The following is a 12,685-nucleotide window of genomic DNA, read 5'->3' as shown; positions in this document are numbered from 1 at the left end:
GGCTGCGCAAATCCACCGGGCTTTGCGCGCGGCCGGTCGCAGTCTGGGTAGTTATCCCTAAGCACGCCGTCCGCGGCTTTCATGCCTTGGCGCACCAGCCGTCACGACCCGCAGGAGGCGAGGACGCCGCGGCAACGGCGTCCGGCGACGCGCAAAGGCAGCTTATCGACGAGCCGTCAGACGCTTGCTTGCAAATCGCGCGCGGATTTGCGAACGCGGGGAAAGATCGTCCCCGCCCCCGGGGGCTCGACAGAGGATGCCGGCCCCCGATGGCTTTCAATGAAATTGCGCGCGAACGCAGGCTCACCCGCTGGAAGCGCGAGGTGCGCAGCTTCTTCGGGCCGTGGGGCGTGTTCTTCCAGGGGTTCCTCGAACACCCCGTGATGGTCGGCTCGATCATCCCCTCCTCGCGCTACACCATCCGCAAGATGCTGGAGCCGGTGGACTGGGCCTCGTGCAAGCTGTTCGTCGAATACGGCCCGGGCGTCGGCACCTTCTGCCGCCCCGTGCTCGACCGCCTGCCGCGTGACGGGACGCTGCTGGTGATCGACACCAACCCGCTGTTCATCGACTACCTGAAGCGCACCATCGGCGACAGCCGCTTCATTGCGGTGCACGGTTCGGCCGAGGACGTGGAGGAGATCATCCGCGCCCACGGGTTCGAGCACGCCGATTACGTGCTCTCGGGCCTGCCGTTCTCGACCCTGCCCGACGGCGTCGGCCCGCGCATTGCGGCGGCCACCCACCGCGCGATCCGCCCGGGCGGCGCGTTCCTGACCTACCAGTTCAGCAAGGTCGCCGGAAACTTGAGCGCGCGCTATTTCGGCCGCGTCGACACCGGCTTCGAATGGCGCAACATCCTCCCTTGCTGCCTCGCCTGGGCGTGGAAGACCGAGGAATAGCGCCGCTTACGCGGCGCGCCGGCCTAGCATAGGCAGACCGGGCGCGGCCCCATCATCGAGCCGGAAGGCCGCGACCATCCGCCGCAGCTCGCCCGATTGCCGCGCGAGGCTGCTGGCCGCTGCGGTCGCCTGTTCCACCATCGCCGCATTGGCCTGCGTCGTGCGGCCGATATCGCTCGCCGCGCCGCTCACCTCCTGAAGATTCTCCGCCTGCACCTGCGAGGCTTCGGCGATGGTGTGGACGAAGGCGTCGATATTGCCGAAGCTGCTGGTGATCGCGGCGAAGGACTGTCCGGTCTTGCCCACCAGCGTCACCCCCTGGCTGACATGCTCGGCGCTGGTGCGGATCAGCGCGGTGATCTCGCTCGCCGCCTCGGCGCTGCGCTGGGCGAGCGCGCGCACCTCGCTTGCGACCACCGCAAAACCCTTGCCCGCCTCCCCGGCCCGCGCCGCCTCGACGCCGGCATTGAGCGCGAGCAGATTGGTCTGGAAGGCGATCCCCTCGATCAGGGTGATGATCTGGCCGACCTCCTGCGAGGCCTGTTCGACCGAGGCCATCGTCTCGACCGCCTGCCGCACCACCTCGTCACCCTCGGTGATCTCGGCCCGCGCATCGGCGATCGCGCGCTGCACCGCCTTGGCATTGGCCGCGGTGCTCTGCACATTGGCCGCCACCTCGCCGATCGTGCTGCTGGTCTGGTCGACCCGTGCCGCCTGCAATTCGTTGCGCCGCGCCAGATCGCTCGAGGCGCTGTGGATCTCCTCGGCCCCGGTCGAGACGCTCTCGGCGGCGGTTGCGACCTGGAGCATGACCGCGCCGAGTTCCTGCGCGGTGCGGTTGAAATTCTCGCGCAGGGTCTCGTATTCGGGCGTCCAGCGGGTCTCGATCCGGCAAGTGAGATCGCGCGCGGCCAGGCCCTTGAGGCCATCGGCGAGCGCGGCCACCACCGTCTGCTGCATGCGCTCGGCATCCTGCCGCGCCAGCGCGCCCTGGCGGAACACCTCGGCCGCCGCGGCAATCTCGCCGATCTCGTCATCGACATCCGTGCCGGCGAGCGCCTGCCCGTAATCCCCGCGCGACATGGTCTTGAAATGCTCCGACAGTCCGTAGAGCCGGAGAACCACGTGCTTCTGCACCGCGCGGATCGCACCTGCGAGAACCGCGAAGGAGAGCACCGAGATCACGATCAGCATCCACAGGCTGCTCGCCCGCGCGGCGGCATTTCGCGCGGCGAGCAGGCCTTCATAGGCGATGCCGATCTTCTCCATCGCGGCCTCGAGCTTGTCGAAGCTGGCATTGAACTGCGGGAACAGTCGCTCGGCCGCAGCCTGATCGCGCCCGGCGGCATCGACCATCTTGCGCGCCGTGGCGAGATAGGCCTCGACATCGCGATTGGTCGCCTCGAGCTGCTCGTGCAGCGCCGGATCGACGGCAAGCCTGCGGTTCTCGGCCATGATCTGGCGGAAATTGGCGGTGTATTCGGCAAGGTCCTTGCTCGCCTGCTGCACGGCGCCCGCATTGCCGCTGGCCGCACCGTAGAGCGCAGCGAACACCGCGCCGCGCACGGCATCATGCATCATGTCGCCGACCATGTGGTTGCGCAGCATGCTGACGATCACCTCGCCTTCTGCATCGGTGCGGGCGCGCTGGTAATCGTTCCACGCGGCCGAGGCGGTCTGGAGGCAGATGAGGGCAATGAAGATCGATCCGATCAGGATCACGCGGCGCTTGATGGTCATGGGAGACGATCCTTCGGGCGAGCGGCGGCTCACAAGGTCTGCGAGAAAGCGAAAGTGAAGCGCAGGCCGACAATGACCGCATCGCGCACCCCCGGCGCGCGGCCCGGGTTGCGGACATACTGGGCATCGGCCTGCACGGTCAGCCAGTCGGCAAGGGCATCGGCAAGGGTGATCTCGACCCCGGTTTCGGCGGCCCGCTGGGGGTTGCCCGCCTCGCTTTCGTTGAGGCGGTACTTGTCCGACAGGAAAGCCTGGTTGAGGCCGAGGGAAAACTGGCTGGCAGGCCGCGCGGGGAGCGGCCGGTTGACGAGGATCCCGGCCTGCCACCCGCCGCGATAGGGGGTGGTATCGCCGTCGGAAATCCCGGCGCGCAGGAACAGGCTGGCGCGGTGCGGAGCATCCGGCTCGCCGTCGACCGGGCCTCCGACGGGCCATTCGAGCAGCACGTAACCGCCTTGCGCGCGGGCATGGCGTGGATCGCCGTCCGCATCGGTCAGCCGGATATCGTCCTGCCTGCGGGTATAGGTCCACGCACCCAGCGCCACCTTGCCCGCGCCGCCCGTCCAGCCGCCCTCGCCGATCAGCAGCGCCCCTTCCTTCAGGAGCGGCGCCATGCCGCCGGCATCGCCCAGCACCCCGGCCTCGGCATTGACCACCGCGAAGGCGGCGTAGGTATCGGGCGACGGCGCGATGCGGACCTCGGCGGTGAGTGCGGTGGAGGGGAAGATCGCGGGCCCGTTGGGCCCGGTCGCCGCCAGCTCGGAACCGATCCCGAAGGCGGGGGCGATTAGCAGCCCGGCGGCCTCGTTGCTGTAGAAATCCGCGTTGAGATCGATGAAACCCGCGCGCAACATGACCGCGCCCCCGGCGAGCGATTGCGCTAGGTAGAACTGGTAGAGCTTGACCCGGTTATCGGGCACTTCGCTGTTGTTGATGCCCTGCATCGTGCCGGCCAGATCATTGGGACGCTGTCCGGTTCCGGCGATCGCCTCCGCCACGAACTGCGCACCACGCCATCCGGCGGCGGCCTCGAGATCGACCTCGGCGGTGAGCGTGGCGAGATCGACATAGCGCAGCCCCGTATCAGCCCCGCGCGCCACGCCGACCGCATCGACGATGTACTCGCCCGAGACGGTGACCGCGCGGGCGGGCGGCTCGGGCTCGACGGCGGGCGGCGCGGTGTCCTCGGCCCGCACGGACTGCGCACCGAGCACGGCAGCGGCGAGCCCTGCGGCAAGAACCTGTGTATCTCCGACACGCAAAGCCATGGGACACCCCGACGGTCGAGCGCACAGGCATCGCACCCTTGCGACACCTTTCGATGGCGCCGGTTTCTCACGGGGATTTGAAGATGGTCTCGCCGCAGGCCTCGGTGTGGCTGCGTATCTTAAAGATATTTCAGATGGATGGGGCGGCGGGGTGCAATCGGTTGCAGCCAATCGGCTTGCCGCCGGGGTGTGCGGGGTGCAGGATCGGGGGATGAACCGTGCTGTCTCTCTTCGCCTTGCGGGCCTTGCGGGATGCGCTTTGGCGCTGGCGGGGTGCGCGACCGTCGGTCACGCCGACCGCGCGGGCGCGCCCGACTGGTATTGCCAGCTGGAAGAGAGCGCGGGCGACAGCGCGTGGCTGATCGACGATGACGTATTTCCTCTGTGGGGTCACTGGACCTGGTTCGGTAAGGAACGGGTGCACGTGATGGGCTTCGTCTCGGGCAGCACGGCGGAAGAGCTCGCCGCGTTCCGCGCGGGCGGCTTTTTCGCACCGGAGGTGGAGACGAGCGTCATCATCGCGCCCTTCCGCCCGGTCCCGCCGGAAGGCGCATGGCTCACGCTACATGGCAATGGCGCGTCGGTGGGGCCGCTGTTCTACGGGGAGAAAAGCAGCGGGCGCGGCGCGGTCACGCTGACCGGCGCGCAGTTCGCTCCGCTGCTGGCGGGCGCGGAGGATGTGACGCTGATCGTGCAGGACAAGGCCGGCGCGGTGCTCCACAATGTGGCGCTGCCCCGCGCCGTGCTGGCCGAAACGGCCGCGCATCTCTCCGAGGTCTTTGCGAAGGTCGAAGCAATGCAGGCCGACAAGCCCGCGCAATGCCTCGATCACCGCGACGATATCATCATGGCGGGGTGACAGGGGGCGGAGGGATCTCCCTCAAGCCGTGGTGAAAGGCGCTGCATCGGCTGCAAGGCAGCCGCAAGCGCCCGGCCCAATCAACTTTCTTTCTTCACCAGCTTGTAGGCGCGCTCGTACCACTCGCTGCCCGGGTAGTTGGCGCCCAGCACCGCGGCATACTTGGTCGCTTCCTGCGGCACGCCGAGCGCGAGGCTGGTCTCGGTCAGGCGGAACAGCGCCTCGGCGGTGTGGCTGGTGGTGTCGAACTTCTCGACCACGTTGCGGAAGCGCATGTCGGCGGCGAGCCACAGGCCCATGCGCTCGTAATGGCGGCCGATCTCCATCTCCTTGCCCGCAAGGTGATCTGCGACAAGATCGAGCTTCAGCCGCGCGTCGGCGGCGTATTCGCTCTGCGGGAAGCGGCGGTTGACCTCGCGCAGTGCGGTCTGGGCCTGCTCGGTGATCTTCTGGTCGCGGTTCACGTCGCTGATCTGCTCGTAATAGGAGAGCGCGATCAGGTAGTAGGCGTAAGGCGCATCCTTGTTGCCCGGGTGGATCGACAGGAAGCGCTGCGCGTTCTGGATCGCCTTGTTGTAATCGCGCGCGATGTAATAGCTGAAGGCGCTCATCAGCTGCGCGCGGCGGGCCCAGGGCGAATAGGGGTGCTGGCGCTCCACCTCGTCGAACAGCGCTGCGGCCTGCAGGGTGTTGCCCCGGTCAAGTCGCCGCTGCGCCTCGGCATAGAGCGATTCGACATCGCGCGCGACATAGGCGACGTCCTTGCCCTCCCCGCTCCCGGCGCAGGCCGACAGGGAGCCGAGGGTAAAGGCGGCGAGCGCGGCATAGGCGACGCGGGTGGTGAGCTTCGATTGCATGGAGGCAGCGTATAACGAGGGGCTGAGTGAATGGGAAGTGAAGGCCGCGCCCCCTCCCCCGCAGCGCCCCCACATTTTCCTACCCCGCGTTTTTGTGATCCTCTCCTGGCCCCCCAAGGAAAGGTCCCCCTCCCCATGACCCGCAAGAAAGATCCGCGCACCACCCGCCTCCCCGTTCCCGCCGGCGAGCTCCCCGCCTTCGCCCCCGTCCCGCGTCGCTGCAACCGCCACGACGGCTGGACCCCCGACCGCCAGCGCGCCTTCATCGAGGCGCTCGCCGATCTCGGCTCGGTCGAGGCCGCCGCCCGCGCGGTCGACATGAGCAGCGTCGGCGCCTACCAGCTGCGCCGCCAGCCCGGCGCCGAGGAGTTCCGCGCCGCCTGGGACGCCGCCCTCCAGCTCGGCATCCAGCGGATCGAGGACGTCGCCATGGACCGCGCCCTCAACGGCGTCGAGGAGCCGGTCTACTCCTACGGCAAGCTCGTCGGCACCCGCATCAAGCGCAACGACGGCCTGCTGATGTTCCTCCTGCGCAACCGCGCGCCCGAGCGCTTCGCCGCCGGCGGCGGCGCCAAGGCGATGAACGCGGTGGGCAAGCAGGAGCTTGCGCGGCTCAAGAAGCAGTGGCGCGCGGAATGGGAGGCCGAGCAGGGCAACGTCACCTCCGCCGACATCCGCGCGAGCATCGACCGCAAGATCATGGACATCCGCCGCCAGGTCGAGCGCGAACGCCCCGCCCGCCGCGCCGCGCTCAGCGAGGAAACCCTCGCCGCCTTCACCCGCTTCTGCGAACTGCGCGACCGCGACCTCGCCGCCACGAATGCCGACGAGCGGACGGTGCGGATCACCGCAGTGACGCTCGAGACCCCCTCGACGCATTTCGATCCGCCGGTGCTGCGGGTGTTGCCTGCCCCGGAGCGCACGGAGGAACCGTCGAAGACGGACGCGTCATCGAAGGATGGCTCGTTCGGCCCCTAGGGGCGAGGCGGCTATGGTCCTCCCCTTCAGGGGAGGGGGACCATCCGCAGGATGGTGGAGGGGCGGGTGAGGCTTGCACTTGATGCATACGATCAATGCATATAGCATCGCCCCATGAACAACCCCGCCCACCCCCGCCGCGACGCCGCCGTCGGCCCGCGCAAGCGCACGACCATGACGATCCGGCCCGATTACCTCGCCGACGCGAAGCGGCTCGGCATTACCGTGTCCGAAGCCGCCGAACGCGGCCTGCGCGATGCAATCCGCGAGGCCGAGGCGGCGCGCTGGCTCGCCGAGAACGGCGAGGCGGTCGCGGCGGCGAATGACTGGGTGGAGGCCAACGGCCTGCCCCTCGCGGATCGCCGCCTGTTCTGATGGCACGCTTCGACGTCTACGCCCTCGCACGCGGCGGCGCGTTGGTGGTCGATTGTCAGGCGGATTTGCTCGACGGGCTGACAACCCGTGTGGTGGTGCCGCTGATTGCCGAAAGCGCCGCGCCCAAACCTGCGCGCAGGCTGAATCCGGTGTTGGTGGTGGGCGGGGAGCGGTTTGTGCTGATGACGCAGTTTCTTGCGGCGGTCGAGGTGCGCGAGCTGGGGGCGAAGGTGGAATCGCTGGCGAGCGAGGGCGAGACGGTGCTGGGGGCGCTGGATTTTCTGCTGACGGGAGTGTGATTTCGACGCTCTACTCTCTCCGGGTCGGAAGACCGTCCGTGGGGACGTGGAACATAGTCAGATCATCATCGCTTGGATGAAAACAGTAAGCGACTATAATAAGTGCAGTCGTTGCGCGACGCATAATGCTAGCGATTTGTTCATCATTTGGGAACAGTCCGGACAACCAGCGAAGACCATTCAAAATTTACACCTTTTACCTAATTATTCAAGGTAGACAAATGGCAAATTCACCGCAAGATAGCTATGAGCGAATGATGAGTGGCTTAATTCCGATTGATCCAACTGAAGCGCTAAATCGTGCCCGTTCGCTTATCCAAACAGAACCAAACTACCGAAAAGTTGGTGAGACTAGTCAAGTTCTTCCAGAAACACTAAAGTGGCTCGGCCAACTTGGAGCACTTATTGACGCGATGAAATTGGTGAAAGAGGGCGTAGATTTTTCCTTGGCACAAAGAATGCTCGTTTCGAGCAGAGGCAGCCAAGGAGGCGCCGAGATACAAGCGGTTCTATATCGAGTTTTGGCTCATGCGGAAATCAGAGCGCCCACTGCTGCTCAAGGCGCTTTTGTTGCGGCAGGTGAGGAGGTCAATGCCTACGGTGCAATTGCAAAGATTCTAGAAAGCGCACAACAAAACTTACTAGTCGTTGATCCGTACCTTGACGCTACGTTTGTAACGGATTTCCTCGCAGCAACACCTGAGGGGGTTGTTATAAATGCACTTGCCGATGCTTCATCTGTTAAAACGACACTGTTGCCTGCGGCGCAGCGATGGAATGGCCAGTTTGGAGACACTCGACCGCTTAACGTGAGACTGGCTCCAGCAAGAAGCCTTCACGATCGACTCATTATCGTGGACGAGACAGTCGTGTGGTCACTTACACAATCAATAAAAGATTTTGCAAAGCGCGCCCATGCGGCCGTTCTGAAAGTCGATGATGAAACCGGCCGGCTCAAATTCGAAGCTTATTCACTTGCGTGGAATGGCGCGACCCCAAATTAAAAGCCAAGGCTCAGTTGCTGGGCCTAGTTTCGGGAGCGAGCGAAGCGAGCCTGTGACACGCCCACCCCCTGCCCCTCCCGCAAGCGGGAGGGGGGAAGAGCGGCGTCTTCGCGTCTTTGCGTGAAACGTTCGGAGGATGGCGCTTGCCCCTCCACCACCCTCGGTGGTCCCCCTCCCCAGTAGGGGAGGAATGGGTGCCGATCCTCCCCTCCTTTTCAAAGGAGGGGATCGAGGGGTGGTTGCGCGGCGCGCAGCGTCGCGCTCGCTGCGCTTGCCACCACCCCCTACCCTCTCCTCTAAAGAGGAGGGGGACTCAGGGCCTTATTCTTCACCCATGCGTAAGGCCGCGATGAAGGCTTCCTGAGGAATAGAGACGTTGCCATACTCCCGCATCCGCGCCTTCCCCTTCTTCTGCTTCTCGAGCAGCTTCTTCTTGCGCGTGATGTCCCCGCCATAGCACTTGGCGGTCACGTCCTTGCGCAGGGCGGCGATGGTTTCGCGGGCGATCACCTTGCCGCCGATCGCGGCCTGGATCGGGATCTTGAACAGGTGACGCGGGATCAGGTCCTTGAGGCGCTCGCACATGCCGCGGCCGCGTTCTTCGGCGTTGGCGCGGTGGACGATCAGCGAGAGGGCGTCGACCGGCTCGTTGTTCACGAGGATATTCATCTTCACGAGGTCGCCCTCGCGGGTGCCGATCTGTTCGTAGTCGAAGCTGGCATAGCCGCGGCTGATCGACTTCAACCGGTCGTAGAAGTCGAACACCACTTCGTTCAATGGCAGCTCGTAGCTCACCTGCGCGCGGCCGCCGACATAGGTGAGTTCGGTCTGGATGCCGCGGCGGTCCTGGCACAGTTTCAGGATCGCGCCGAGATATTCGTCGGGGGTGTAGATCACCGCCTTGATCCACGGCTCCTCGATCGACTCGATCCGGTTGGTGTCGGGCCAGTCGGCGGGGTTGTGGATGTCGATGGTCTTGGCGTCCTCGGTCTTCGAATGGCCGAGGTGGATGCGGTAGACCACGGATGGGGCGGTGGTGATGAGGTCGAGGTCGTATTCGCGGCTGAGGCGTTCCTGGATGATTTCCAGGTGCAAGAGGCCGAGGAAGCCGCAGCGGAAACCGAAGCCGAGCGCCGCGCTGCTTTCCATCTCGTAGGAGAAGCTCGCGTCGTTGAGGCGCAGCTTGGCGATGCTTTCGCGCAGCTTCTCGAAGTCGGCGGCGTCGACCGGGAAGAGGCCGCAGAAGACCACCGGCTGGACTTCCTTGTAGCCCGGCAGCGCCTCGGTCGCCCCGCCCTTCACCGTGGTGATGGTGTCGCCGACGCGGGCCTGTTCGACTTCCTTGATCTGCGCGGTGATGAAGCCGATCTCGCCCGGGCCGAGCTCGGAAAGGTCGGTGCGCTTGGGGGTGAAGCAGCCGACCCGGTCGACGAGGTGCTGGGTGCCGCCCTGCATGAAGCGGATGTTGAGGCCCTTCGTCAGCTTCCCGTCGATCACGCGCACGAGGATCACGACGCCGAGATAGGGGTCGTACCACGAGTCCACGAGGCTGGCCTTGAGCGGCGCCTCGATGGTGCCCTTGGGCGGCGGGATCTTGGCGACGACAGCCTCGAGCACTTCCTCGATCCCGATGCCCGACTTGGCCGACGCGAGGACGGCGTCCGAGGCGTCGAGGCCGATGATGTCCTCGATCTCGGCCTTGACCTTGTCGGGCTCGGCGGCGGGGAGGTCGATCTTGTTGATGACGGGGACGATCTCGTGATCGTGCTCGATCGACTGGTAGACGTTGGCGAGGGTCTGGGCTTCCACGCCCTGCGCGGCGTCGACGACGAGCAGCGCGCCCTCGCAGGCGGCAAGGCTGCGGGAGACCTCGTAGGCGAAGTCGACGTGGCCGGGGGTGTCCATCAGGTTGAGCTGATAGGTCTCGCCGTTCTTTGCGGTATAGGTAAGGCGCACGGTCTGCGCCTTGATGGTGATGCCGCGCTCCTTCTCGATGTCCATGTTATCAAGGACTTGCTCGGACATCTCGCGCGCGGTGAGACCTCCGGTGAACTGGATCAGCCGGTCGGCGAGGGTCGATTTGCCGTGGTCGATATGGGCAATGATCGAGAAGTTGCGGATATGGGAGAGGTCAGTCATCGCCGCGCGATGTAGCGCCCGGTCGCCGCATTGTCATTCGCCAAAAACGCAACTGCCTTGGGGGGATCAAACCGTCTCCGCACGTGCTGCGCCGGCATAGCCGAACTTGGGAACGGCGGTGCCCTGATCGATCCCGAGGAACTTGCCCGGAGCCAGCGGTGCGAGCGGTGTCCCTGCTGCCGCCAGCGCATAGGGCGAGACGCGGTTGCGGGTACACAGGCCGCCCGATCCGTCCTCGATCAGCGACTGCTCGAACTCCAGCCCCTGCACGTCGCCGTTGGAGCGGATCACGGTCGCCACGGCCAGCTGTCCGCCGCCGAGGTCGACCACGAACTGCGTGCCCTTGGGCACATCGGCCAGGCCCTGGATCAGCGCGCCCGTGCGCGACAGATTGCGCAGGGTGACCTCGTAGGCGTAATCATCGTGGATCACCTGGATCTTGCGGAACACCGTGCGCCTCCGGGCGCGGCGGGTGCGTTCGGCGCCGGGGTCGATCTTCCAGGCGCCGTCCGCCATCTCCGACGCGACCATCGCCGCATCGACCGGCTCGCTGAAGATCGGGCCTTCGAGATAGCGCACGCCGCATTCGGTGAGCGCGGCGAGCAGGCCGGCGCTTTCGATGCCGCCGGCCATCGTGTCCATCTGGAGCGCGCCCGCCAGCGCGACGATCGCGCGCACGAGGCCCAGTTCGCGGCTGTCGTGGCGTTCGGCCTCGGCGACCAGCTTCTGGTCGATCTTGATCGCATCGAAGGGCGCGCGGCGCAGGTAGGCGAGCGAGGAATAGCCGCTGCCGAATTCGTCGAGCGTCAGCCGCACCCCGAGCTTGAACAGTCCGGCCAGCGCGCGGTCGACCACCGAGGCGTCGCCGAAGAACACTGCCTCGCTGATCTCGAGTTCGAGCCGCGAGGGCGCGATCCCTGCGGCATCCACCGCATCGGCGACAAGCGTGACGAAGTCGTCGGCGAGGAACAGCGGTACCGGCACGTTGACCGCGATGCGCACGGTATCGGGCCAGTCGCACGCCCGCGCGCAGGCAGCGGCGATGGCCCAGCGACCGACATCGGCGAGCAGCGCAGAGCCTTCGATGATCTGCGCGAATTCCTCCTCGTCGATGATCCCGCGGTCGGCGTGGTTCCAGCACACGTGCGCCTCGAGCGAGGAGACGGTGCCCGCCGCGGCCTCGACGATCGGTTCGAAGCGCAGGAACAGCTGCTCCTCGCGCAGGGCCGTGCCCAGATCCTGTTCGAGCCGGCGGCGGAAGATCGTTTCGTTCTCGAGCTCGCCCGAGAAGAAGCGGTACTGCCCGCGCCCGCCGTTCTTGGAGGCATAGAGCGCAAGGTCGGCCGCGCGCACGATCTCGTCGCGGGTCACCCCGTCGTGCGGCGCGATGGCGATGCCGACCGAAGCCCCGATCACGCAGCGCCCCTCCTCGAGACTGTAGGGCTGGCGCAGCATGGTGATGATCTTCATCGCCAGATCGCCGAGCACCCCGCGGTCGTCGACATCGGGGAGCATCACCTGAAATTCGTCGCCGCCCAGACGGCCGATCTCGCATTCGCGGTCGATCGCGCGGGTAAGGCGGGCCGCGACCTGCTTGAGCAGCTCGTCCCCCGCCGCGTGCCCGAGCGTGTCGTTGACATGCTTGAAGCGGTCGAGGTCGATCATCATCACCGCGCAGTTGCGCCGCGCGGTGCGGAAGGCGGTCAGCGTCGCTTCGATGTTGTGCGCCATGCGGTGGCGGTTGGACAGGCCGGTGAGCGAATCGTAGCGGGCGAGCCGCGCGGTCTCCTCCTCGCGGTGGTATTCCTCGGTGATGTCGGCGCCGGTGCCGCGGAAGCCGATGAAGTGGCCCGCGGCATCGGTGACGGGCTGGCCGGACAGACGCAGCACCGTCCCCTCGGGCCGCCGCGCCGCGCGCACGGCCATGCCGGCAAAGGCCTTGTGCGCGCCGAGCATCAGCGCGAGCGACTTGCCGCGCTCCTCGCGGTCGGCGGCGGCGAAGATCGTCGGCAGAGGCTGGCCGATGAGCTCGCCGAGCGGTACATCAAGCCGCGCGGCGATGGCGGCAGACAGATAGGTGAGATGGCCCGAGGCATCGCTCGCCCAGAACCAGCCGAGGCCCGACTGTTCGAGCTCGTCGAGCATGGCGAGGCGCTCGCCATCCGACATGGCCGACCCGGCAGCGAACGGCGCGCTGCGGGTGTTACGGGAAGACAAGAGACCCTTCAGGGACATCTCGCGGGCAAACCTCCAGACCTCTGGCC

11 protein-coding genes are annotated in these 12,685 nt (G+C 66.3%); 6 read left to right on the top strand and 5 right to left on the bottom strand.

What is annotated here, in order from left to right; all coding sequences use genetic code 11:
* Positions 1–269: 269 nt before the first annotated feature.
* Positions 270–902, top strand: a complete 633-nt coding sequence (locus BZF57_RS03950) for a class I SAM-dependent methyltransferase (RefSeq protein ID WP_086734897.1) — start codon at positions 270–272, stop codon at positions 900–902.
* 6 nt (positions 903–908) lie between these two features.
* Here the strand turns inward: BZF57_RS03950 and BZF57_RS03945 are convergent, their stop codons facing one another.
* On the bottom strand, positions 909–2,642 hold the full coding sequence (locus BZF57_RS03945) for a methyl-accepting chemotaxis protein (protein WP_086734895.1): 1,734 nt from the start codon (positions 2,640–2,642) through the stop codon (positions 909–911).
* 29 nt (positions 2,643–2,671) lie between these two features.
* Positions 2,672–3,910 (bottom strand): carbohydrate porin, encoded by a 1,239-nt coding sequence (locus tag BZF57_RS03940; protein ID WP_086734893.1) that lies wholly within the window; start codon positions 3,908–3,910, stop codon positions 2,672–2,674.
* Positions 3,911–4,121: 211 nt separating this feature from the next.
* On the opposite strand from BZF57_RS03940, the gene BZF57_RS03935 reads away from it, so the two are divergent.
* On the top strand, positions 4,122–4,769 hold the full coding sequence (locus tag BZF57_RS03935) for a hypothetical protein (RefSeq protein WP_143738336.1): 648 nt from the start codon (positions 4,122–4,124) through the stop codon (positions 4,767–4,769).
* Between the two features lie 80 nt (positions 4,770–4,849).
* Here BZF57_RS03935 and BZF57_RS03930 read toward each other — a convergent pair whose 3' ends face one another.
* Complete coding sequence (locus BZF57_RS03930; protein ID WP_086734889.1) at positions 4,850–5,626, bottom strand: outer membrane protein assembly factor BamD; 777 nt, start codon at positions 5,624–5,626, stop codon at positions 4,850–4,852.
* Between the two features lie 135 nt (positions 5,627–5,761).
* Between BZF57_RS03930 and BZF57_RS21585 the strand changes: the two genes are divergently transcribed.
* The 4 genes from BZF57_RS21585 to BZF57_RS20570 all read left to right on the top strand — a co-directional run bounded on the left by BZF57_RS21585 (position 5,762) and on the right by BZF57_RS20570 (position 8,282).
* A complete protein-coding gene (locus tag BZF57_RS21585) occupies positions 5,762–6,604 on the top strand; it encodes a hypothetical protein (protein ID WP_240505844.1) in 843 nt (280 codons plus the stop codon).
* Positions 6,605–6,718: 114 nt separating this feature from the next.
* The gene (locus BZF57_RS03920) at positions 6,719–6,979 is read left to right on the top strand and encodes a type II toxin-antitoxin system CcdA family antitoxin (RefSeq protein ID WP_086734887.1); all 261 of its coding nucleotides are present in this window, start codon (positions 6,719–6,721) and stop codon (positions 6,977–6,979) included.
* Positions 6,979–7,278 (top strand): CcdB family protein, encoded by a 300-nt coding sequence (locus BZF57_RS03915; RefSeq protein ID WP_086734885.1) that lies wholly within the window; start codon positions 6,979–6,981, stop codon positions 7,276–7,278. The genes BZF57_RS03920 and BZF57_RS03915 overlap by 1 nt, the downstream gene beginning before the upstream one ends.
* A 221-nt stretch (positions 7,279–7,499) precedes the next feature.
* The gene (locus BZF57_RS20570; protein WP_143738334.1) at positions 7,500–8,282 is read left to right on the top strand and encodes a phosphatidylserine/phosphatidylglycerophosphate/cardiolipin synthase family protein; all 783 of its coding nucleotides are present in this window, start codon (positions 7,500–7,502) and stop codon (positions 8,280–8,282) included.
* A 321-nt stretch (positions 8,283–8,603) separates the two neighbouring features.
* Here BZF57_RS20570 and lepA read toward each other — a convergent pair whose 3' ends face one another.
* Both lepA and BZF57_RS03905 read right to left on the bottom strand, forming a co-directional pair.
* Positions 8,604–10,421, bottom strand: coding sequence for a translation elongation factor 4 (gene lepA / locus BZF57_RS03910; protein WP_086734883.1), 1,818 nt, complete (start codon positions 10,419–10,421; stop codon positions 8,604–8,606).
* A gap of 66 nt (positions 10,422–10,487) precedes the next feature.
* A complete protein-coding gene (locus BZF57_RS03905) occupies positions 10,488–12,638 on the bottom strand; it encodes a putative bifunctional diguanylate cyclase/phosphodiesterase (protein WP_240505843.1) in 2,151 nt (716 codons plus the stop codon).
* Positions 12,639–12,685 lie beyond the last annotated feature (47 nt).

This window comes from Erythrobacter colymbi, from assembly GCF_002155685.1.
Classification (GTDB): Bacteria; Pseudomonadota; Alphaproteobacteria; order Sphingomonadales; family Sphingomonadaceae; genus Erythrobacter; species Erythrobacter colymbi.
This window is presented reverse-complemented; position numbering and strand designations above follow the sequence as displayed.

What these genes read in the sequence shown, in the direction of transcription:
- BZF57_RS03950 (WP_086734897.1), top strand. Translation starts at nt 270, where the DNA reads ATGGCTTTCAATGAAATTGCGCGCGAACGCAGGCTCACCCGCTGGAAG.
- BZF57_RS03945 (WP_086734895.1), bottom strand. Translation starts at nt 2,642, where the DNA reads ATGACCATCAAGCGCCGCGTGATCCTGATCGGATCGATCTTCATTGCC.
- BZF57_RS03940 (WP_086734893.1), bottom strand. Translation starts at nt 3,910, where the DNA reads ATGGCTTTGCGTGTCGGAGATACACAGGTTCTTGCCGCAGGGCTCGCC.
- BZF57_RS03935 (WP_143738336.1), top strand. Translation starts at nt 4,122, where the DNA reads ATGAACCGTGCTGTCTCTCTTCGCCTTGCGGGCCTTGCGGGATGCGCT.
- BZF57_RS03930 (WP_086734889.1), bottom strand. Translation starts at nt 5,626, where the DNA reads ATGCAATCGAAGCTCACCACCCGCGTCGCCTATGCCGCGCTCGCCGCC.
- BZF57_RS21585 (WP_240505844.1), top strand. Translation starts at nt 5,762, where the DNA reads ATGACCCGCAAGAAAGATCCGCGCACCACCCGCCTCCCCGTTCCCGCC.
- BZF57_RS03920 (WP_086734887.1), top strand. Translation starts at nt 6,719, where the DNA reads ATGAACAACCCCGCCCACCCCCGCCGCGACGCCGCCGTCGGCCCGCGC.
- BZF57_RS03915 (WP_086734885.1), top strand. Translation starts at nt 6,979, where the DNA reads ATGGCACGCTTCGACGTCTACGCCCTCGCACGCGGCGGCGCGTTGGTG.
- BZF57_RS20570 (WP_143738334.1), top strand. Translation starts at nt 7,500, where the DNA reads ATGGCAAATTCACCGCAAGATAGCTATGAGCGAATGATGAGTGGCTTA.
- lepA (WP_086734883.1), bottom strand. Translation starts at nt 10,421, where the DNA reads ATGACTGACCTCTCCCATATCCGCAACTTCTCGATCATTGCCCATATC.